At 61.2% G+C, this 21,541-nt stretch carries 19 protein-coding genes; 4 read left to right on the top strand and 15 right to left on the bottom strand.

Features of this window, described 5'->3' with window-relative positions:
* Positions 1-22: 22 nt before the first annotated feature.
* The 4 genes from ABCW43_RS22975 to ABCW43_RS22960 form a co-directional block, all read right to left on the bottom strand.
* Positions 23-844 (bottom strand): inositol monophosphatase family protein, encoded by an 822-nt coding sequence (locus ABCW43_RS22975; RefSeq protein ID WP_345928737.1) that lies wholly within the window; start codon positions 842-844, stop codon positions 23-25.
* A gap of 29 nt (positions 845-873) precedes the next feature.
* Positions 874-1,935 (bottom strand): ABC transporter ATP-binding protein, encoded by a 1,062-nt coding sequence (locus ABCW43_RS22970; RefSeq protein WP_345928735.1) that lies wholly within the window; start codon positions 1,933-1,935, stop codon positions 874-876.
* A complete protein-coding gene (locus tag ABCW43_RS22965; protein WP_345928733.1) occupies positions 1,932-4,163 on the bottom strand; it encodes an ABC transporter permease in 2,232 nt (743 codons plus the stop codon). Before ABCW43_RS22965 ends, ABCW43_RS22970 begins: the two co-directional genes overlap by 4 nt.
* 82 nt (positions 4,164-4,245) lie before the next feature.
* Positions 4,246-5,274 carry an ABC transporter substrate-binding protein gene (locus ABCW43_RS22960; protein WP_345928731.1) on the bottom strand — a complete coding sequence of 343 codons (1,029 nt, stop codon included), beginning with the start codon at positions 5,272-5,274 and terminating at the stop codon, positions 4,246-4,248.
* 191 nt (positions 5,275-5,465) lie between these two features.
* On the opposite strand from ABCW43_RS22960, the gene ABCW43_RS22955 reads away from it, so the two are divergent.
* Positions 5,466-6,467 carry a LacI family DNA-binding transcriptional regulator gene (locus ABCW43_RS22955; protein ID WP_345928729.1) on the top strand — a complete coding sequence of 334 codons (1,002 nt, stop codon included), beginning with the start codon at positions 5,466-5,468 and terminating at the stop codon, positions 6,465-6,467.
* 39 nt (positions 6,468-6,506) lie between these two features.
* Here ABCW43_RS22955 and ABCW43_RS22950 read toward each other — a convergent pair whose 3' ends face one another.
* The 7 genes from ABCW43_RS22950 to ABCW43_RS22920 all read right to left on the bottom strand — a co-directional run bounded on the left by ABCW43_RS22950 (position 6,507) and on the right by ABCW43_RS22920 (position 14,577).
* On the bottom strand, positions 6,507-8,366 hold the full coding sequence (locus ABCW43_RS22950) for a DUF2264 domain-containing protein (RefSeq protein WP_345928772.1): 1,860 nt from the start codon (positions 8,364-8,366) through the stop codon (positions 6,507-6,509).
* A gap of 61 nt (positions 8,367-8,427) precedes the next feature.
* Positions 8,428-9,708, bottom strand: coding sequence for an ABC transporter substrate-binding protein (locus ABCW43_RS22945; protein WP_345928727.1), 1,281 nt, complete (start codon positions 9,706-9,708; stop codon positions 8,428-8,430).
* A gap of 30 nt (positions 9,709-9,738) precedes the next feature.
* Positions 9,739-10,470, bottom strand: coding sequence for a DUF624 domain-containing protein (locus tag ABCW43_RS22940; protein ID WP_345928725.1), 732 nt, complete (start codon positions 10,468-10,470; stop codon positions 9,739-9,741).
* Between the two features lie 20 nt (positions 10,471-10,490).
* The gene (locus ABCW43_RS22935) at positions 10,491-11,600 is read right to left on the bottom strand and encodes an ABC transporter ATP-binding protein (protein WP_345928722.1); all 1,110 of its coding nucleotides are present in this window, start codon (positions 11,598-11,600) and stop codon (positions 10,491-10,493) included.
* 9 nt (positions 11,601-11,609) lie between these two features.
* Positions 11,610-12,782: a glycoside hydrolase family 88 protein gene (locus tag ABCW43_RS22930; protein WP_345928721.1), complete on the bottom strand. Its 1,173-nt coding sequence runs from the start codon at positions 12,780-12,782 to the stop codon at positions 11,610-11,612.
* Positions 12,783-12,786: 4 nt separating this feature from the next.
* The gene (locus ABCW43_RS22925; protein WP_345928719.1) at positions 12,787-13,623 is read right to left on the bottom strand and encodes a carbohydrate ABC transporter permease; all 837 of its coding nucleotides are present in this window, start codon (positions 13,621-13,623) and stop codon (positions 12,787-12,789) included.
* A 3-nt stretch (positions 13,624-13,626) separates the two neighbouring features.
* Complete coding sequence (locus ABCW43_RS22920) at positions 13,627-14,577, bottom strand: carbohydrate ABC transporter permease (RefSeq protein WP_345928717.1); 951 nt, start codon at positions 14,575-14,577, stop codon at positions 13,627-13,629.
* A 227-nt stretch (positions 14,578-14,804) separates the two neighbouring features.
* Here ABCW43_RS22920 and ABCW43_RS22915 point away from each other — a divergent pair, with 227 nt between their 5' ends.
* Both ABCW43_RS22915 and ABCW43_RS22910 read left to right on the top strand, forming a co-directional pair.
* Positions 14,805-16,586: a heparinase II/III domain-containing protein gene (locus ABCW43_RS22915; protein WP_345928715.1), complete on the top strand. Its 1,782-nt coding sequence runs from the start codon at positions 14,805-14,807 to the stop codon at positions 16,584-16,586.
* Between the two features lie 11 nt (positions 16,587-16,597).
* Positions 16,598-17,386 (top strand): discoidin domain-containing protein, encoded by a 789-nt coding sequence (locus tag ABCW43_RS22910; protein ID WP_345928713.1) that lies wholly within the window; start codon positions 16,598-16,600, stop codon positions 17,384-17,386.
* Positions 17,387-17,429: 43 nt separating this feature from the next.
* Here ABCW43_RS22910 and ABCW43_RS22905 read toward each other — a convergent pair whose 3' ends face one another.
* Positions 17,430-18,167: a FadR/GntR family transcriptional regulator gene (locus tag ABCW43_RS22905; protein WP_345928711.1), complete on the bottom strand. Its 738-nt coding sequence runs from the start codon at positions 18,165-18,167 to the stop codon at positions 17,430-17,432.
* A 294-nt stretch (positions 18,168-18,461) separates the two neighbouring features.
* Between ABCW43_RS22905 and ABCW43_RS22900 the strand changes: the two genes are divergently transcribed.
* Positions 18,462-20,129, top strand: a complete 1,668-nt coding sequence (locus ABCW43_RS22900; protein WP_345928709.1) for an acyltransferase — start codon at positions 18,462-18,464, stop codon at positions 20,127-20,129.
* Positions 20,130-20,152: 23 nt separating this feature from the next.
* Here ABCW43_RS22900 and ABCW43_RS22895 read toward each other — a convergent pair whose 3' ends face one another.
* The 3 genes from ABCW43_RS22895 to ABCW43_RS22890 all read right to left on the bottom strand — a co-directional run bounded on the left by ABCW43_RS22895 (position 20,153) and on the right by ABCW43_RS22890 (position 21,473).
* Positions 20,153-20,338: a hypothetical protein gene (locus ABCW43_RS22895; RefSeq protein WP_345928707.1), complete on the bottom strand. Its 186-nt coding sequence runs from the start codon at positions 20,336-20,338 to the stop codon at positions 20,153-20,155.
* Between the two features lie 215 nt (positions 20,339-20,553).
* Positions 20,554-20,787, bottom strand: a complete 234-nt coding sequence (locus ABCW43_RS28875; RefSeq protein ID WP_370688933.1) for a GCG_CRPN prefix-to-repeats domain-containing protein — start codon at positions 20,785-20,787, stop codon at positions 20,554-20,556.
* A gap of 287 nt (positions 20,788-21,074) precedes the next feature.
* Positions 21,075-21,473, bottom strand: a complete 399-nt coding sequence (locus tag ABCW43_RS22890; protein ID WP_345928705.1) for a hypothetical protein — start codon at positions 21,471-21,473, stop codon at positions 21,075-21,077.
* Between the last annotated feature and the right edge of the window lie 68 nt (positions 21,474-21,541).

Here is a 21,541-nt window from a genome sequence, read left to right as displayed (position 1 = left end):
GGACGGCGCGCCAACGAATTGGTTACGCCGCCGCCGAATCTCCTCCGCCGACACCGGCGATGCGTTTGAGATCGCTGACGGCACCCGGGCCGGCGGCAAGGACCGGGGCACCCTTGGTGAGCCGCCCTCCCTCCGTCGGGAAGGGCAGGAACCAGCCGCCGGCCTCCCCAACGATGCAATAGCCGCCGAGGCAATCCCAGGCGTGCATATAGGGCTCGTAATAACCGACCAGCCGGCCGGCGGCGACATAGGCGAGCATCAGCGCCCCCGATCCGAGCCGGACGAAATTGCCGCCGCCCTCAAGGAGATCGTTGACGATCTTGCCGACCGCGGCCGGCGTGACATGATGGTTGGCGCCGATGCCGGTCAGCGCATTGCGGATCGTCTTGCGCCCGTCGAGCGAAAGCCGCTTGCCGTTCAACGTGGCGCCCTGTCCGGCCGCAGCCGAAAAGATTTCTTCGTAGCAGGGCACGAAGATGACACCGACGACCGGCTTCTTGTCGTGGAGAACGGCGATCGAGACACACCAGTTCGGCATGCCGCTGACAAAGGGACTGGTCCCGTCGATCGGATCGACGACCCAGGTATAGCCGGAGCTTCCTTCGGCAAGCCCGTATTCCTCCCCCAGGAAGCCGTCGTCCGCGAATGTGTCGGACACCCGGTCGCGGATGAGGTTTTCCACCTCACGGTCGGCGATCGAGACGACGTCCTGCGGATCGCCCTTGGTTTCGATGACCAATGTTTCGCGCCGGCTGAAATAGTCGAACGCGACCTTTCCCGCTTCCCGCGCGATCCTTTCGGCAAGCGCGTGGCGATCCCTGATGTGCTGCTCGTTGTTGTTCATGAAGAAAACGTGTCCCTGTCTGCAGACTTTCAATCCGCGATGATGGCGATGCCGCGGCTCTTGAGGCCGATGGCGACCTGTGTACCGGGGGGAAGAAGGCGGTCGACCGACGGGTCGACGATGAACAACGTCCCGCCGCTCGTTTCCGCCTCGTATTCGATATGGTCACCGAGATAGGCCGTGTGCCTGATCCGCCCGGAAAAGGCGGCACTTTCGGCCGGTTCGACGGTGATGGCATTCGGTCTCACCGCAAGCTTGCCGCGGCCGGGCTTTGCCCCGCGTGCCGGTACGACATGCCTCAGGCCTTCGATGCCGACGGTCGCCTGTGTGCCCGAGATATCGACGATCTCGCAATCCACGACATTCGCCTCGCCGATGAAGTCGGCGATGAAGGATGAGGCCGGTGCCTCGTAGAGGTCGCGCGGGCTGCCCTCCTGGGCAATGCCGCCATCTTTCATGACGATGATCTTGTCGGAGACCGCCAGCGCCTCGTCCTGGTCGTGGGTCACGTAGACGGCGGTGAACTGAAGGCGCTGCTGAAGCTCGCGGATTTCGGTGCGGACGCGGCGGCGCAGGCGGGCATCGAGATTGGACAGCGGCTCGTCGAGCAAAAGGACCTGGGGTTCGAGGACGAGTGCGCGGGCGACGGCGACGCGCTGCTGCTGGCCGCCGGAAAGTTCGGCGGGAAGACGACGCCCCATGCCTGCAAGTCCCACGAGTTCGAGCCCGTGTTCGGCCTTTTCACGCGCTTGCCTCCTGCTCAGTCCCGACGATTCCAGCCCGTAGGCGACGTTGTCGAGCGAATTCATGTGCGGGAACAGTGCGTAGGACTGGAAGACCATCGAGACGTCCCGCTCGTTGGCCGGCAGCATGGTGACGTCCTTGCCGCCGATCAGAATGCGACCGGAGGCGGGGTGTTCGAGGCCGGCGAGCATGCGCAGCGTCGTGGTCTTGCCGCAGCCCGAGGGGCCGAGCAATGTCACCAGCGTGCCGGGCTCGACGGTCAGCGACAGGTCGTGAATGGCGGTGAAGGCGCCGAAAGTCTTGCGGACGTTCTGGAAAACGACGGATCCGGCATGGGCTGGTCTCATGCGATTTTCTCCTGCTGCAGGGAGGTCGGAACGCGGGCGCGCGAGGCCGAGATGCGGTTTTCACGCCGCAGTCGCCGTTCACCGACAATCAATTGGAAGCCGGCGATGACGGCAATCATGACCACGATCAGCATCGAGGAATAGGCGATCGCCACGCCATATTCGCCATTCTCGACCAGGCCGACGATATAGGAGGTCGCCATGTTGTATTGGGCGCTGACCAGGAAGACGACAGCGCTGATCGAGGTGATGGCCCGCACGAAGGAATAGACGAGCGCGGCGGTGATCGCCGGCCGCAAGAGCGGTAGGATGACCTTGCGGATGGTGCGGAAGCTGGTCGCCCCAAGCGTCATCGAGGCTTCGTCGAGGCTCTTGTCGAGCTGGCTCATGGCGGCAATACCGCCGCGCACCCCGACCGGCATGTTGCGGAAGACGAAGCAGGCGACGAGGATCAGCGCCGTGCCGGTCATTTCGAGCGGCGGCAGGTTGAAGGCCATGATGTAGCTGATGCCGATGACCGTGCCGGGAATGGCGAAACTCATCATCAGGGCGAACTCGAAGAGTTCGCGGCCGGCGAATTTCTGCCGCACGATGACATAGGCGGTCGCAAGTCCAACAGCAGCCGTCAGCGGCGCAGAGATCAGCGCGATCTCCATCGTCGTCCAGAACGAGTTCCAGGCGACGCCCGTCCAGACGAGCGAACCGTCGCGGGTGGTGACGGAGAAAGCCTTGGCGTAATGGGCAAGCGTCAGCGTGTTGTCGAGGCCCCAGGTCTTCACGAAACCACCGAAGATGATCATGCCGTAGACGACGAGCGTGAAGATCATCCAGGGGATGACGAGCATATGTACGGCGATCGAAAGCGGGAGGGGCAGCGCGATGTGGGCACCGCTGTCGCCCTTGCCGGTGACGGTCGCGAAATTCTTGCCCGAAAGCCAGAGGCGCTGGGCGAGGAAGGCAGACAACGTGAAGCAGAGCAGGATCATGGCAAGCACCGCGGCGCGGGCCGGATCGTTCTGCGAGCCGACGACGGCGAAGAAGATTTCCGTCGAAAGCACGCCGTGACTGCCGCCGAGCACCAGCGGGTTGCCGAAATCGGCCATGCTTTCGATAAACCCGATCAGGAAGGCGTTGGCGAGCCCGGGCTTCATCAGCGGCAGGGAAACGCGCCAGAAAGTGCGCCAGCGGTTTGCGCGCAAGGTCTGCGAAGCCTCTTCCATCGAGGGGCTCACGCCTTCGACGACACCGATCAGCACCAGGAAGGAAATCGGCGTGAAGGAGAGGACCTGAGCGATCCAGATGCCGGTCAGGCCATAGAGCCAGCGACTCGGCTCTATGCCGAAGACGGACGAAAGGCCCTGGGTGACGACGCCGGCGCGGCCGAACAGAAGCGTGAGGGCAAGGCCGATGACGAAGGGCGGTGTGATGATAGGCAGCACGGTCAGGAGCCGCAGGCCCTTCTTGAAGGGAAAATGCGTGCGGGTTGCGACCAGCGCGAAGGCAAGACCCAGCAGGGTCGAGCCTGCAGCCGTCATGATCGCCAGGAAAAGTGTGCGCCAGGCGATCCCGCAGCGTGTGCCGCCGGCAAGACAATCGAGGCTCCAGATCGAGGATTCGGCGATGTTGCGGCTGAATCCATCGAAATTCACCGAACCGTCGAAGTCCTGGAAGGCACCGATGAACATGCTGCCGATCGGATAGAAGACGAAGACCGCGACGAGGAAGATCAGCACGGAAATGGTCGAGACGACGAAGGCGTCGCCGCGCATCACGCCCCTTTCGGCAAGGCCGAAGGAAAATATCAGGACGAAGACCACGGACATGAGGACGGCGCCGGCACCCATCGACGACTGGCCGCCGGCGAGTTCACCGAAGAGCGTCTGGGTGATCGTCCAGCTCCAGCCGGTACTGCCGATTGCGAGCCCCTGGAGCGCAAGAAAGACGATGCCGAAGCCGCCCGCCCAGGCGAGAAGCGCGCCACGCCGCATCGGGTCGGTCACGAACCGCGCCGCGGCCGCGCCGAGAAGTGCCAGCAAGGCGGCCAACAACCAAAGCCGGCCGTGCACGAAGATCTGCAACATCCCGGGAGCAGCCGAGGCCGCCCCCGGGAAGTCCCCCAGCCAGGAGAATGACAGAAAACCCTTCTCGATCCGGTACCACGGCAACAAGACCATGGCTGCCGCGCCGACGGCAAGGACGAGGTCCAGTCTGCGATTGCGATTGTCCATGGCCGGCCGCGACCTCATCGAGAGCATGGAAAGTCCAGTCGCGCTGTAGGCCGAGCCTGCAGCGCGACGATGGCGATCGGGATCAGTTGGCGCTCGCGCCGATTTCCTTGTCCCAGCGCTCGAGCAGCTTCTTGCGGGTGTTCGGGTCGCCGTATTTGGTGAAGTCGTAGTCGATCAGCTTGATGTCGGCGAACTTCGGCGCTTCCTTCGGCACTTCCGCCTTGGCATTCGACGGCAGCTGGAAGGATTTCGCTTCCTTCATGTGCGACTGCACATCGGCCCTCAGCGCCCAGTCATACCATTTCTTGGCGCTCTCCAGGTTGCGGGCGCCCTTGACGATCGACATCGAGCCGATTTCGTAGCCGGTGCCTTCGCAAGGCGCGATCGACTTGACCGGGAAACCCTCGACCGTCTGGGCCACCGCATCATGCATGAAGACGATGCCGATCGCCGTCTCGCCGCGGGCGGCGGCCTTGACCGGTGCCGAGCCGGACTTGGTATATTGCGAAATGTTGGCGTTGAGTTTCTTCAGATAGTCATAGGCCTTGTCTTCGCCCATGATCTGCACGAGCGTCGCCAGCGCCGTGTAGGCGGTACCCGAGGAATTCGGATTGGCCATCTGGATCTCGCCCTTGAACGAAGCGTCCAGAAGGTCGGCCCAGCACTTGGGCTCCTTGTAGTTCTTCTGCTTGAAGATTTCGGTATTGTAACCCCAGCCGAGCGCGCCGGCATAGACGCCGACCGTGCGGAAGCCGGAACTTTCCGCCTGCTTCTTTGCCCAGTCGTTGAGCTCGCCGAGAAGCGGCGACTTGTATTCCTGGGTCAGCCCTTCGGACGCTGCCTGCAGATGCGGGTCGCCGGTGCCGGCCCACCAGATATCTGTTTTCGGATTGCGCGCTTCAGCGCGGATCTTGGCGTAGGTTTCGCCGGACGACAGGCGAACCATGTTCACCTGAATGCCGGTATCCTTCTGGAACATCTGCTGCATCATCTCGCAGATGACCACGTCGGCAGAGCAGATCAGATTGAGTTCTTCCGCGGCACGAGATGCCGATGCATTCATAGTCAAGCCAGCCGCAAGAGCAGCGGCGGCCGTGAGAGCCAGACGCATGATTATCCTCCCAGATTATGGTGACGCCTCCACATCACCCGCCTTTGCAAGCGTGTGCAATGCTTCCACGTAGTTGTGGACCTTGTCAATAACAAATTGCTAAAGAATTTGGGCTGAAGCCGCATTTCTTGTCATGGGCTTGTTGCACTCGCTTGCAAAAATAGGCATTGATTGAGGCAAGGGAGAGGGCGATGAGCCGCAAGATTTTTGTCAGCGCCAAGGACGTCGCTGACCGGGCTGGGGTGTCCAGGTCGGCTGTTTCGCGCACGTTCACGCCGGGTGCAAGCGTTTCGGAAGAGACGAGGCGACGGGTGACCGAGGCCGCCGAGGCGCTGGGTTATCACGTCAACCACCTCGCCCGCGGGCTGATGCGCAATGAAAGCGGCATCGTCTGCCTGATCGTTTCAGAGCTTGATACGCCTTATCGCGCCAGCCTCATTCGAGCCCTTACCGGCCAGCTCCAGAGCGCCTCGAAGATCGCCATGCTGATCAATACCGATCGCTCCGACGACAGCGTCGACCAGGCGCTCCGGCAGGCGATCAGCTACCGGGCCGATGCCTCGATCATCCTGTCCGGCATGCCGGACAGGTCGATCACCGATCTCTGCCTGAAGAGCGGGCAAAGGCTGGTGCTGATCAACCGTGACGAGGATCGGGACGGCGCCCTGATGATCAACCTCAATGATCGCGATGCCGCCCGCCGCAGCTTCATCGCCCTGCTGCGGGCCGGCTGTCGCAACTTCGCCTTCGCCAATTCGGAAGCGATGACGCCGAGCCTGATGGCCCGCGAGGAGGGTTTTTGCGCCGCGGGTCGCGAACATGGCCTGGAGGTGACCGTCGAGCGTTTCGGCTCGACCACCTATCAGAGCGGCGCGGTGCTGGCGCAGCGGCTTTTCACCCGCGAGAAGCGGCCGGACGCGATCTTCTGCGTCAACGACCTGCTTGCCTGCGGCTTGATGGATGCCGCTCGGCATCAGTTCAACCTTGCCATTCCGTCCGAACTCTGCGTCGTCGGCTTCGACGACATCGAGCAGGCGTCCTGGTCCTCCTACAATCTCACGACCTTTGCCCAACCCGTTGACCGGATTGCGGCCGAAGCCGTCTCCTGGCTCGATCAGGTGACACCGGGGGAGGTGAACTCCCGCAGACTCGAAGCCGAACTCGTCTGGCGCGGGTCTGTCAGGGGCGGATGACGCGGCACGCGAGCAGAGGGCAGGCCGCTGTGATCGACCTCACTTGGCGCCAGCGAGGTTGAAGGCGGGGATCACCTCTCCGTCCGTGCCAAACAGCCGTTCCAGTTCCCCCACATCCGGGCAGACCGGCACGGACTGCAGAAAGGCCGGGTCCATCTCGACATTGGGGAGCGCGATGATCGCCGCGGCGAGGAGCGTCGTCCCGGCCTCGATCGGTCCACGGAGCTGGGGAAGCAGCGCCTTTGCGTGAATGAGGTTGGTATTGGCGATCGGGCTCATGGCATGGCCGTCTCGCCTGACGGCAGGCGAGAGGTCGAAGATTGCGCTTGTGTCGGTTTGGCCGCGCCAAACCGCGAAACCTTCGCCTTGCTCCGCGCTATCGGCGTTAAAATCCGCCTGCTCGATGGTGAAACCGCCTTCCGTCGTTTGAAGAGCGCGGGGCGTCACAATGCGATGGATGCGGATATGCCAGGGGTTGGCCGGCACCAGCCATGTCTCTATCGTGACATCGCTCCAGGGCTTCCAGCGGGAGTAGAGCCTGTCCCCGGCGATCAGTGCCTGCTCGAGTGTCTCGCGCATGCGAAAATGCACGCCGTCGTCGGAGAGACCCAGCATGCCGTCAAAACTTGCGGCCGCGAAATGCCGGTCGTTGGCTTCGATGTTGAAGGCATAGCGGGTGGAATAGACGAATTTCGAATATTTTTCGTTGGCGCCGCGCATCCTGTCGTGCTGCTGACCGGAAGCGAGAACCACGACATTGCCGGGCGTGTGCATGGCGACCATGCCGGGTTCTTTGAGTGGAACCGGGGCGGCAAAGGATGGCGCGGGCGCTTCTTGCGCCATCCAGAAGGGATGGTCGGCGGGCAGAGCCAGGGGTAAAAAGAATTTCATCGCCCAATAGGGCGAGCAGGGCGAGTTGTAGCTCTCGCTCATCAGGAGATTGGGATAGCCGTAGCCGATCGACAGCACCCCGTCCCGGTCGGCGATTGGAAGCCCCGACCACCAGCGGATATGGCGCATGTAGTATCCCTTGATCTCGGCCCAAGGCAGGGCCTCGACGCCGGCAAACGCCAATGCTCCCCAGAAGCCGCCGGCTGCGAACCGATAGGTCTGGCTGCGCCCGAAGGCGAGGGCAGCGCCATCCGGGCCGAACCAATGGCGGATGTCCTGCGCAAACACCCGGGCACGCTCTCGATAGTCATGGCCGCGCGCGGTATCGGCCTTTGCCAGAACCGAATAGATCAGCGCATAAAAATGCATGGCAAACGGGATATAGTGATCGACGCGTTTGACCGGCCCGTCGCGATACCAGCCTTCGCCCAGCCGGAAGGCCTCGGTCTCATCGAGATATGTCTCGGTCATGGACCGGTCGAAGCTTATGCCGGCGCGTGTGAGACCGAGATCGATGAGAACCCGGAAGAATTTCCAGTTGTTGTCGATAAATTCCTTGTCTCGGGCCGACAGGAGGTAGGCTGCGACGGTTTTCTTCTCTCCTTCGCCAAGCGGATCCCATATGTGTTCGGGAACCATGGCAAGCGCAAAACCCACCGCGGCCAGTTCCACCTGACGCTGGTCGCGATCGGAGATGTCGCCCCAATATTCCGGATGAGACGGATCGGTGCCGTTTGCGAGGCCGCGGCGGTAGAGATCCCAATGCGGGAAATCTTGGCCTCCGGCTGCGAGCGGTACGATGCCCCAGAGCGGTCGGGCGAAACCTTCGAGGTCGGCCGCGGCACGGTCGAAATGCGCGCCGGTAGCGCTCAGACGGACCCGCGCGCCGCCTTGCGAAAAATAGGGGAGAAGCGGTTTGAACAGATCCAGGACCGCCTGGCCAAGTTCGTCTCGGGACAGAAGAGGGTTTCCGTAAAGGGGATTGGCTCGAGCTGGGTCGTAGATCACTGGCAAACCATTTTTCATCGAGAGAGACCCGCGGAGGAACTCGCCTCCGCGGGTCGAGCTGTTACTTGATGGCCTTCACGCCTTCGGTCATTTCCTTCAGACCGTCGTCGATGGAGATGTTGTCGGTCATGATCGAGTCATGCGCACGGTTGAGCACAACTTCGATCTTGGCCGCATTCGGATTGACGGCCATTTCCAGGAAGGACTTGCCGGACTGGAGTGCGTCCTTGCTCGCCTGATCCTGCGGGAATCCCGGCAGCGATGCGATCTTGGCGGTGACTTCCGGCGTGCGAACGGTCGGGATCGTGCCGGTGCCGGCGATGATGGCCGCCCCTTCCGGGCCGGTGACGAACTTGATGAAGTCAAGCACCTCGGCCTTGTGAGCCGAATTGGTGTTGACCGCGAGACCGGAAATCTGTGCCGCGGTCGTGCCTGCTGCGACGCCATCCGGATGCGGGAACTTCACGATCCCCCAGTTCTTGCTCTTGGATTCGCCGGAGGCGACCTTGGCGATCTGGGTGCCGACGAACCAGGTCCCCATCGGCAGCATGCCGATCGTGCCGTTGAAGAACAGCGCCGAGTAGTGGGTGTTGGAGGTTTTCAGCGATGCATAGGACGGAACGACGCCAGCCTTCTGCAGGGCGAGCGCCCGCTCATACCACGGCTTGAGGAAGGCGTAGTCCGGACCCGCCAGCGTCTGCTTGCCGTTGAGAATGCCCGGAAGCTGGACCGTGGAGCGCCACGTGTGGAAGAGGGCGCCGTAGGTCTTGTTCGCGCCCATGCCGCCGGCGAGCTTGGTGGCGATCTGGTCGAACTGCGCCCAGGTCATGTCGTTGGTCGGGTAGGTAACACCGGCCTTGTCGAAAATGTCCTTGTTGTAATAGACGACCCAGAAATCCGAGCGGAATGGCAGGGCATAGACCTTGCCGTCGATCTTGAGTTCGTCGACAAGGCCGCCGAAGGACGCGGGGTCGATCTTCTGTTCCGTCATGAAGCCCGTAAGGTCCGAGATCGAGCCGGCGCGGACGAGGTTCGCGTAGTTCGGGACGTCCTTGACGGTGACGATGTCGATATCCTTGGAGCCGCCCGCGAGCTGCGTGGCGATCATCTGCTGGTAATCCTGCGAACCGAGGTCCACGGATTCGAACTTAACGTTCGGATTTTTGGCCTGGTATGCCGCTATCAGCGGCTTGTAATAGGCCACCTTGTCCCAATCCCACAGCGCCCATTTAAGCGTCACGGCATTGCCCGACTGTGCGTAGGCCGATCCTGCGATTGAACCCGCCAAGGCAAGACCTGCCATCGCGAACCTCACCGATCTCCCCAATTTCTCCAAATACATTCCGTTCTCCTTCCCTGAAGTGTCTCTGGATTAGATATGCTTGGCGTCACCAGCTTGCGGTTCGCGATGCGCCTGTATTGCCATTGGCAGGGCTAGAACCATGACCGCTGCCCGATGGACGCCGAATGCGACGGCGAACATTCCGAGTGAAAAGTTGAGGGTGGCCGGCATGAACACGGACACCGGATAAAAGGCGACATGCGCAAGCCAGAGCGCGGCCACGAAGGCAAGCGTGGCAAGCGCCGGTAGCGGACGGACGACCGATGCAATCGCCGCAAGCCGCAGCAGCGTCGCCGCCGACAGATCACGCATCACCATCAGCACGACGAGGTGGCAGGCCACGACGGCGATGAAGACAGTCGCGACCAGCGCAATCATCAGCGGCAGGGTGAGGACAAGATTGTCTTTCGCGGTCGAGGCATAGGTGACGATCGCATAGATGCCGAGGCCGATCGCAAGGGTGAAGGCAAGGCCCCAGGCGGTCGCGCGCCAGAAATAGCGGAAAAACGCTTCGGCAAAGTCGCGCAGAAGGTAGGTGTTCCGGTCCTCGACAAAGGCGACCGAAATGCGGGCGGTCGCGGCGATTGCGGCGGGAATGGTGACGACAAATAGCGCGGCCAGAATGAACAGGATGTTCAATTTGACCATCTCCCACCATTCGCGCGCGAACGTATCGGCGAAAAGGGCGAGACCGGTCTTCTTCGGCGCATTCTTCGGAATGCCCGGTCCTTCCTTCGTCCACATGTCACGCAGCCATTGCATGGCCGTTTCCTCCCGCTCGCCTAATAAAGGATCGAGCGCTCCGTTTGCCTGTCGAACAACTGCATATTGGTGGTGTCGACGACCAGCTTGACCTCGTCGCCGATCGCGCCCTTGAATCGGGGCGAGACGCGCGCGATCAGGCTGCGCCCGCCGGCGACGATATTGAGGTGGATTTCCGAGCCCATGGGCTCGGCGAGTTCCATGACGGCGCTGAAGGGCGCCAGGTTTTCCGGCGCGATATCGGCCGGCGGCAATTCGTGGAAATTCTCGGGCCGGATGCCGATGACCAGTTCGTGGCCTTCGTAGGGTGCGATGCGGCTTTTGTCGAAATGCGCCGGCAATGGCAGTTCCCGCCCGTCGAACGAGGCAAAATACCGCTCGCCGCGCCGCTCGATCACGGATGGCATCATGTTCATCTGCGGCGCGCCGATGAAGCCGGCGACGAACATGTTGACCGGACGGTCATAGAGGTTCTGTGGCGTGTCGACCTGCTGGATATGCCCGTCCTTCATCACCACGATGCGGTCCGCCATAGTCATCGCCTCGATCTGGTCATGGGTGACGTAGATGAAGGTGGCATGGAGACGCTTGTGCAGCTTGGTGATCTCGGCGCGCATTGTGCCGCGCAGCTTGGCGTCGAGATTGGAGAGCGGTTCGTCCAGCAGGAAGACCGCCGGATTGCGCACCATGGCACGGCCGAGCGCGACGCGCTGGCGCTGTCCACCGGACAGAGCCTTCGGCTTGCGGTTGAGAAGATGCGTGATGTCGAGGATCTTTGCAGCGTCCTGGACCTGGCTGTCGATGAAATCCCGGGACACTTTCCGAAGCTGCAGGCCGAAAGCCATGTTCTTGTAGACGGTCATATGCGGATAAAGCGCATAGTTCTGGAAGACCATGGCGATGTCGCGGTCCTTCGACGGCACATCGTTCATCAGGTCGCCGCCGATCTGGAGCTCGCCTCCGGAAATCTCCTCAAGCCCGGCGATCATCCGGAGCGTCGTCGACTTGCCGCAACCCGAAGGGCCGACGAGAATGATGAATTCCTTGTCGGCGATCTCCAGATCGATGTCATGGACGACGGTGAGGGCGCCGTAGGACTTGTTCAGTTTTTTCAGGGAAATGCTGGCCATCGGATTCTCTCACCAATAGGAAGACCAGGCGCGCGAGAGGCGCGTCAGGGCTTCCATGTAATAATAGTCGCCCCAGGAGACGCACTCGTCGACGCCTTCGCCGCGGCAGGTGTTGTAGGGCGATTTTTTGGAATAGGTCCCATGCAGGACGAGGCCATTGGACATGGCCGGGTCTTTCACCGCGTAGTGCTCGACGAGGCTTTTCATCATGCGGCGGGCAAGCTCACGGTAACGCGCGGCCGCGTCCGCTTCCACCAGTTCGGCCATTTCGAGCAGCCCGCAGGCGACGATCGAGGCTGACGAACTGTCGCGCGGCTCGCCATCTTTCTCGGAAAACACCAGGTCCCAGTAGGGCACCATGTCGGCCGGCAGCTTCTTCAGATAGAAATCGAGAAGCCGGTCGAACGTGTCGCGATAGTCGTCGATCCGCTCGTAGCGGTAGGAAAGCGCCATGCCGGCAATGCCCCAGGCCTGTCCGCGCGCCCAGAAACTGTCGTCCTTGTAGCCCTGCTTCGTCGCGCCGCGTACCGGTGCACCGGTAACCGGATCCATGTAGAACGTATGATAGGTGGAATCGTCCGGCCTGACCGAGTTGGCGAGCGTCGTGCGCGCATGGATGAGCGCGATGTCGCGATATTTCCCACTACCCGTCTCGCGGCTTGCCCAATAGAGCAAGGGCAGGTTCAGCAGGCAATCGATGATGTAGCGGTATTCGTCCGCGACACCCTTGCGACCCCAGGCCTGGATGAACTGGCCGATCGGCTGGAAGCGCTCGATAAGCTGGTCCGCGGCCATGATGGCGGCCTTGCGTCCGTCCTCGTCGCCCACCAGCTTCCATGCTGCAATGCAGGAGGGCGAATAAAGAAAGCCCATGTCGTGGTGGTCGGTCTCGATGCGGTTCTCGATCCGGTGCAGGAAGCTCTGCACCTGGATCTGGGCCGCATGCCGGAAAACCTTGTCGCCCGTATGCTCGAACGCCAGCCAGATTTCTCCCGGCCAAAAACCTGCGGTCCATTGGGTATTTTCGACGGCGGGATAAAAATTGCCGACGCTGGAATGGTTCTGGCACGCGTAGGTGAAGGCCGGCAGATGACGCCGGATCTGGGAGACGGCGAGATCGAGCGCTGCCTTGACCTCGGCATCGGTGATCGGTTGGGGAGCGATCGGCGCGACGGCATTCATGACGTTAACCCTTGAGGCCCGACGAAGCGACGCCTTCGACGAAGAAGCGCTGCAGCGACAGGAAGACGATCAGGACGGGAATGAGGGCGACGACCGATGCCGCCATGATCAGCCCGTATTCGGCGGAATATTGCGAGATGAACATGCGCAGGCCGATCTGGATGGTCTTCAGTTCCGTCTTGGTCAGGTAGATCATCGGACCGAGGAAGTCGTTCCAGGTGGTGACGAAGGTGAAGATGGTCAGGGTCGATAGCGCGGGCTTCGACAGCGGCAGCATGATGCGCGCCCAGATCTGATATTCGTTCATGCCGTCGATGCGCGCCGCCTCGCACAGCTCCGTCGGGATCGACATGTAGAACTGCCGCATAAGGAAGACGCCGAAGGCGGTGAAGGCCTGCAGGCAGATCAGCGCCAGATGCGTATTGTTCAAGCCGAATTCGCGCATCAGTAGGAACTGCGGCACCATGTAGACCTGCCAGGGCATGGCAATCGTCGCGATATAGCCGAGGAAAAGCGTGTTCTTGTAGGGAAAATCGAGCTTGGCAAAGGCATAGGCGGCGAAGCTCGACGTCAGCAGCTGAAGCAGGGTGACGATGATCGTCAGCTTCGATGTGTTGTAGATGAACAGGCCGAGCGGGATCTTCGTCCAGATGTCCACGTAGTTCTGCCACTGCGGTTGCGACGGAATCCACTCGATCGGGAATACGAAGACGTCGCGGCTGAGCTTCAGCGAGGCTGACAGCATCCAGGCAAAAGGCATCAACATGACGGCGGTGATGACGATGACCGTCGCGTAGACTGCAATGCTCCTGGCGGTGACTTTGCGTCCGGCAATCTTCACGGATCAATCCTCCTTCTGTCGGCGGAACTGGACGACCGTGACCGCCAGTACGAGAAAGAAGAGAACGAGCGCAATCATGCTGGAATAACCGAGATCCCAGGAAATGAAGGCTTCGTTGTAGATGTGATAGACGAGAACCAGGGTGGAGGTGCCGGGCCCGCCCTGGGTGATCATGAAGATCTGGTCGAAGACCTTGAACGACTGGATGGTCAGCATGACCGTGACGAAGAAGGTCGTAGGCCCGAGCTGCGGCACGGTGACATAGATAAACTTCTGCCACGAATTGGCGCCGTCGAGATCGGCTGCTTCGTAAAGCTCGGAATTGATACCCTGCAGCCCGGCGAGATAGATGACCATGTAATAACCCATGCTCTTCCAGATACCGAAGAGGATGACCGTCACCATCGCCCAATGCCGGTCGGCTGCCCAGCCCGGCATGTCCTTGGGGTCCAGGCCAAGCGTATAGAGGATCATGTTCACCGGCCCCATTTCGGGGTTGAAGATCATGTTCCAGACCACCGCGACGGCCACCAGCGAGGCAACATAGGGAAAGAACATCGCCGTGCGGAAAAAATCGCGCCCGAAGATCTTCTGGTTCAGCAGGATCGCTAGGCCGAGCGCGCAGGCAAGCGTCGCGGGCACCGACACGACCGTATAGATGATCGTGTTCCAGAATGCGGAAATGAAGACCTTGTCTTCGAACAGACGCCAGAAATTATCGAGGCCGGCGAAGGTGATCGCATTCGAGCCGTCCCAATGCATGAACGCCAGCACGAAGGCGAACAGGATCGGCCCGAGCGTGAAGACAGCAAAACCAAGGAAGTTCGGGGCGATGAAGGAATAGGCGACCAAAGCGCTCTGCATCTTGCGCCGGCGGCGCGACAACACCTTGATCGATCGCCGGGACGCGGCTGGCGCATCACTTGCGGCGATGGTCGAATTCGACACGGACACTTTATCCCTCCTCGAACCAGGACGCTCCAATCGATGCCCAAGGGCTCATCCACGGCCGACGGGCAGCGATGATGCTGCGGCGTGCCGCCTCCCTGTCGACGGGATAGCACATCTCTCGCATTGGTCAAACAAATTTCTAAATAAATCATATGAATTCTATAGTCATCTCAAAATACGTATGATAGGTGGCATTGCAGGTCGTTGATCGACCGCATGGAGGAAGGGTGATGTTCAGCGAGATCGCCGGAGCACTGCCGCCGGTTTTGGCGGACTTCATGCCCGGCGCGCCGATCGGGGACCGGGCCGCTTGGGATGCCGTACCGGCGGATATGCGTTCCGCGATCATATCTGATGCGGAGGCGGCACTCAGCCGGTCCTGGCCGGTTATCAGGGCCTCGGATTATCGGGAATATTCGCTGAACGGTAACCGCTCCCGCTTTGAATCGCTGTATTTTTCGCGGCGGCGCATGTTGAACGACCTGGTTCTCGCCGAGCTGCTTGAGGGCAGGGGACGGTTCATCGAAGCGATCGTCGATGGTGTCTTTCTGATCTGCGAGGAAAGCGGGTGGCAGCTTCCGGCTCACAACGCCTACGAACGGGGCGGGCAGCGGTTTGCACTGCCCGATACGGAGCAGCCGGTCGTCGATCTGTTTGCGGCGGAGACGGGTGCATTGCTCGCGACCGTCGCTGCTCTGATGCGCGATCGGCTCGACGAGGTCAGCCCGCGGATCGTTGCCCGGATCGAGCGGGAAGTCCGGCTGCGCATCCTGTCGCCCTATCTCGACCGGCATTTCTGGTGGATGGGCAACGGCACGGAGCGAATGAACAACTGGACCGCTTGGATTACCCAGAACGTCCTGCTGTCGGCCTTTGCCCTGAAGACGGAACAGGACCTGCGGCGCAAGATCGTCGAAAAGGCCCTTTCCGGCCTGGACGCCTTCATCAAGGACTATGCGGAGGACGGGGCCTGCGAGGAGGGAGTGGTCTATTATCGCCATGCGGCGCTCTGCCTGGCCGGGGCAATGGCCATCATCGACACGGTCGCGCCGTCTTCCATGACGCCGCTCTGGAAGGCTCCCAAAATCCGCGGCATGGCGGAATATATCGTCAACATGCATGTGGCGGGCCGCCGGTATTTCAACTTTGCCGATTCCGCCGCCGTTATAGAACCCTGCACCGTGCGCGAGTATCTCTTCGGTAAGGCCGTGGGGTCGAATCTATTGGCGGCCTTCGCTGCGCGCGATCGGCTGTCGTCGGAGCACAAGCATCTGCCGGAGGAGTGGAACCTCTGGTATCGGGTGCAGGAACTGCTGGTAACGCCCGAGATCGGCGGGGAACCGAAGCCGGCCGGCGACGTATTTTATCCCGGGATCGGCCTGTTCGTTGCCCGTGACCACCACTTCTCGCTGGCCGTCAAAGGCGGCAATAACGGGGAAAGCCATAACCACAACGATGTCGGCAGCCTGACGGTCTACAAGGACGGCAAGCCGTTCCTGATCGATGTCGGGGTCGAAACCTACACGGCAAAAACCTTCTCATCCGAGCGCTACGACATCTGGACCATGCAGTCTGGCTTCCACAACCTGCCGACTTTCGGAGACGTGAACCAGGCCGACGGCGCGGATTTCGCGGCGCGCAATGTCCGCACCGAGTTCACCGCAAACCAGGCGCAGATATCTCTGGACATAGCGTCCGCCTATCCGGCCGAGGCACGCGCACGGTCCTATCGGCGAACCGTCACGCTCCGGCGCGGGCAGGAGATCGAGGTCATGGATATCCATGAGGGTGACCTGCCGGTCGTGCTTTCGCTGATGACCTGCGTCGAGCCGGTCATCGACCGTGCCCTTCATTTCGAAGGCCTTGGCCGCATCGACCTTGATGGAGCCGGCGAGATCGAGGTCGACGCAATCGATATCGACGATGCCCGGCTGCGTATCTCCTGGCCCTCGAGAATTTATCGACTGCGCATCCCCTTTGCCGGGACGCGCCTGAAACTGCGGATCGTCTGAGGAGGACGAGCATGGAATTGACACTGAAAGTCGTGGATGTGGCGGGCGAGGTTCGCGCTAGGGCAATGGGAGTCGACGAGGCATATCTCGTTTATCGCGACAGCTACAACGAAGGCGATCAGGTCGTCGTCGAAACGTCCGAGCCAGGCTATCTCATGCTCGCGCTCGACGATGCAATGACGCCTGCGATCGTCTATATGAAGGGGCAGAGCTATGCGCTCGGGGTGCCCTTCGGTTCCAAGCGCATTCCCTATTCCCCGCGGGCTTTCGAAGGCAGGATCCACAGGTTATGCGTGCGCAAGGCGCGGCCGGAGGAAGTCGCGGCGCGTCGGAACCTGGCGTTCAATCCATGGGACGACCACGCCAATGCCTCCATATTCCCGCACGCCAAGGCGAATGTGGAGACGCGCGGCGAGGCGGTCTTTGCCGCGCGCAACGCCATCGACGGCGAGAAGGCGAACGACGATCATGGCTTCTGGCCCTACACGAGCTGGGGGATCAATCGCGATCCCGAGGCGACGCTCACCCTCGATTTCGGCCGGCCGGTGAAAATCGACGAAATCGTCCTTTACCTGCGAGCCGACTTTCCGCATGACGCATGGTGGGAAAAGGCGAGCGTCACCTTTTCCAACGCCGAAACCGCATGTTTCTCGCTGGTCAAGACGGGTGCGGCTCAGTGCTTTCCGGTGAGGGAGCAGACTGTGGAATGGATCAGGCTGCACAGCCTGATCAAGGCCGACGACCCGTCGCCCTTTCCGGCGCTGACCCAGATCGAAGTCTGGGGACGTGAGGCGGATTAGGGCCGAATGTCGGCCCGGACCATGCGGCAGATCTGCTGCCGGATCAGCTTGAAAACGCCTTGAAGTCCCTCAGCACATCCCGGTAGCGGATCTGGCTGCCTCTCAGGTGGTCGCGCATGGCATTGCGCGCCGCCTCCTCGTTGCGATCGGAGATCGCCACGACGATCGCTTCGTGTTCCGTATGAATCATGCGGCGGTAGGCGGTCTGTTCTCCGGATCGTTCGCCGGGCGTGGCCCTCGATTGGGGAATGGCGGCGGCGCCGTGAAATTCCAGATGCTGGCGGAACAGCGGATTGTTCGTGGCGTCGGCGATGGCGAAATGCAGTGCGAGGTCTGCTTCGCGGATGGATTCATTCTGCTCGATGCATTGCAGAATTCGCCGATGACAATCGAAGATTGCCTCTTCCTGCGCCGGAGACCGGCGCATGGCCGCGAGACCGGCAGCCTCGATCTCCAGCGGCGCCCGCACCTCGAGCACTTCCAGGTCGGACGATACGCGCGCGCGGTCGATTTTCCGGTGAGATGGAACCGGACTATCCTGGCTGAGAACATAAATTCCTGCACCCTGCCTCACTTCGACAAGCCCATCCGAGCGCAGCGCGGCGACCGCTTCGCGGATCACAGTCCGGCTTACGCCATGCGTTTCCGTCAGTTCGACTTCGCTCGGGAGTTTGTCGCCGGGCGAGTATTGACCGCCGGCAATGGCTGCCCGAAGGCTTTCGCCCACCCGTGACACCAGCGATCCCGGTCCCTTGTTCCGATCCTTGGTCTGGGTCGTCACGCTCAATCCCCACTGCAACGATGCGACGCGTCTCCGCCGTATTCATCACACGTGTATGACAAATCCAGGCTCATATCAATGCAGGAGTGAATTCCATTTGATTTTAGAGGCATCGATCGGACCGGATCCACGTCGGAAAGTAAAGCTGGACGCTCAAATTTGTCTGCTGTATTTCGTCAACTCGGCGAATTGCGAAAATTGGTATGATGACGCCGCTCGCACCATTCTGGAGCAACCATCTGCCGGGGGCCAAGGGGGACGAACTGGCTGCGAGGAATTGGGGGGAGATGCAGGATGAATGAAGGAATGTGGAGCGATCCCGAAATGCCGGAACCCGAGATGGATCGAGAAGCCAGGCTGCAATTCCTCACCTGGGAACGCAAACCCGCGGATATTGAAGGCAATCTCCAAAAGAAATTGAAGGAGAAGCTGGCGCGATCTGCCGGCGCGCAAATCGCGGACACCGCTTACATCGCAAGCGATGCCCGCATTTTTACCTCCTCTCTGATCGTCGGCGATCGTTCGTGGATTGCGGGGCATGCTCTCGTGCGGGGAGATGTGGAAATCGGCTCCAATTGTTCGATCAACCCTTACGCCTGTATTTCCGGAAAGGTCCGGTGCGGAAACGGCGTACGTATTGCGTCGCTCGTCTCGATCGTCGGGTTCAATCACGGTTTCGACGATCCGAATATACCCATCAACGATCAACCTCACGAAACGCTCGGCATTACGATTGGCGATGATGTGTGGATCGGCGCCAACGCAGTCATCCTTGACGGCGTGACGATCGGCAGCGGTGCCGTTATCGCTGCCGGGGCGGTTGTCACAAAGGATATTCCCGATCTGGCGATCGCGGCGGGGGTGCCGGCCAAAGTCGTGCGCCGTCGCGGCGAAACGGCAGCCGCTGGAAAGTCGCGCCGGGGCGAGGTCGAGCAGGCGTTGCTGCGGGTCAGCAAGGTGGCCGAAACCGAATGGCGGGATGTGCTGGAACAGCATCTGACGCCGGACGGCTATATATCGGCAGACGCCGATGGTATAGCGCGTTTGAGCGTCAGGCACGAATGCGATGCGATCGAGATCGCCGCCGGTTTTGGAGAACAGCCTTCAGGGAACGAGGCGAAGGCAATCGTCGATCGTTTGCAGGCGCTGCAGGACCCTTCCACCGGCTTTTTCCCCGATCCGTTTCGGTCACCCGACCCCGCGAAGAATATCCGTGATGATTCCCCGGCTCTCTATAACGTCCTTGCGGTCGGTTATGCGCTGGAGATACTCGGCGCTCATCCATCCCAACCCATTTCCGGCGTCGAGATAGATGCGGTTGCGCTTTGCGATTGGCTGGAGGCCCTGCCTTGGAGCACTCGCGCATGGTGGTGCGGCGACCGGGTGGATGGGATCGCCACCGCGCTATATTTCAACGCCCGGTATTTCAGAAGCGGCAGGGGCAAGGAAATCCTCTTTGGCTGGCTGACGACCCATGTCGATCGTTCGACCGGACTGTGGGGAAAGCCGACCGCCGAACAGGGGCTCCTGCAGCCGATAAACGGCTTTTATCGCCTCACGCGCGGAGCGCATGCCCAGTTCGGCATCCCGGTCCCATTCCCTGAAGCCGCGGTCAATTCCGTGATGTCGCATTATCGAAACAACGGCGGTTTTTCCGGCCCGACCTATACCGCCTGCAATCTGCTCGATACGATCCATCCGCTTTGGCTGTGCCTCAAGCAGACGGATTTCATGCGCCGCCAGGCGGAAGCCGTGGCTGAAGACGTCATTCTGCGTTCGCCGGACCGGTGGCAGGCAAAAAGAGGCTTCGCTTTCGCCGATGGTCAGGCCGGAAGCCTGCAGGGCACGGAAATGTGGCTTTCGACCCTGCATCTTGCCGCAGACCTTTTGGGCATTGCGGAAGTCTTCGCCTTCATTCCCAAAGGAGTGCACCGGACGCGACCGGCGGGAATGGGGCTGTAGCATTGTAAAGCCTGGGGTGCCGCCTAGCGGAATCGCGGCGGTCGTGGCGGCGAGTTCGACTGGATCTCGTGTACCGGCGCCTGCTTTCCCAGCAGCCTTAGCATCTTCCTCTCGTCCTCCAGCCGCATTCCATTCTTGCGGCAGTGTTCGGCGACGTCGTGGTCGCGTGGCCCAGGAATTCTGACCTGCCGGTTGGTATCCTTTTTCATGAAATCTCCTCCTTCTAACGATAGAACGCTCCCAGCTGGCAAATGTTCGTTAGAAGTGGCTAAAATTCAACCCCTGCCGTCAGAATCCGGCGGTCGCGTGAGAGGCGATATTGTCCGCATCGGGCGCCACCGGGCTTAGCCAAGCGTGCGACCCGCCCTTTGGCAACCCCCGCCATCGAGAAAGCCCCTCTGCAGAGCAGAAGGGCTTTCCCATATCAACGCCAATCCCGGTGATCGCGCCAGTCGCGGTGACCTCGCCATTCCCAGCGAGGCGGTCCTCGGTAATCCCATCGATCCCGACGATCCCACCGATGGCTGTAGCGGGGCGGCGGCCGCCAGCGGTTGGGGCGGCAATCGCCCCACCTGTTCAGGTGGTAACCGCGGCCGCAAGCCCAATCGACCTTTTCGGCGGTTGGTTTTGCCGGGACGGCAATGTTTCCGATCGGCATGGCATTTGCCGCGCCTCCAAGTCCAAAAAGACAAGCTGCGACTAAACTGGCCGCTAAGATTATCCTGCGCATCGGTTTCCTCCAGAGTGCACACGCTGACAGATTGCAGCGCGATCCTTGAACCGTTGCTGAAGTCCGTATTCATCTGCGCTTCAGCTTATGTACGTTCGCGTGAGGGCGGCCTTCGCGCACGTCCGCTCAAGTCCCGACAGGCTCTCTTCTACGAGAGTTGCGGTGGGGCGGCTTGAAGAAGGACCTATCTGGTTTCCTTCTGGTCTCAGCCGGTCTCAGCGATAACGTGAGCGGTCCCGGCCGTCGTCGCGGGAGTCGGAATCGTCCGAAGACCTCCCTCGCTCCAGCCGGTCCAGCACCTGCAGGAGAAGATCCGCGCAATCCTTTGTCGGTTCGCCGTCGGCGCAACGCAGGTCGATTGTGGTTCGTCCGTTCTCGATGCGGAACCGCGCGCCGCGTTCCCGTAGCGGTCGACGGTCCGCCATGGGAGCCATGCGCCATTCGTCTCCGTCCCTGTCAGCGCCCGGTTCCCGAGGACCAGGCGATGCGTTTGGGGCTCGGTCCCGCTCAGCCTGTGGCGGGGCACCGGGAGACGCGTTTGGGGTTTCCTGCGCGAGTGACAGGTTGGCCGACAGCGAAAGAACGGCCGCTGCCGTGATGAGAAGACGTTTCATGTCGTACCCTCCGGTTCCGGATGGTCGACCAACAAATGACCGGGTTTGTTGTTCCAGCCGGCGTTCGC

This window comes from Neorhizobium tunisiense (assembly GCF_039631515.1).
Taxonomy (GTDB): domain Bacteria; phylum Pseudomonadota; class Alphaproteobacteria; order Rhizobiales; family Rhizobiaceae; genus Neorhizobium.
Note: the sequence above shows the minus strand (reverse complement) of the source record. Positions and strands in the feature narration are given on the sequence as shown.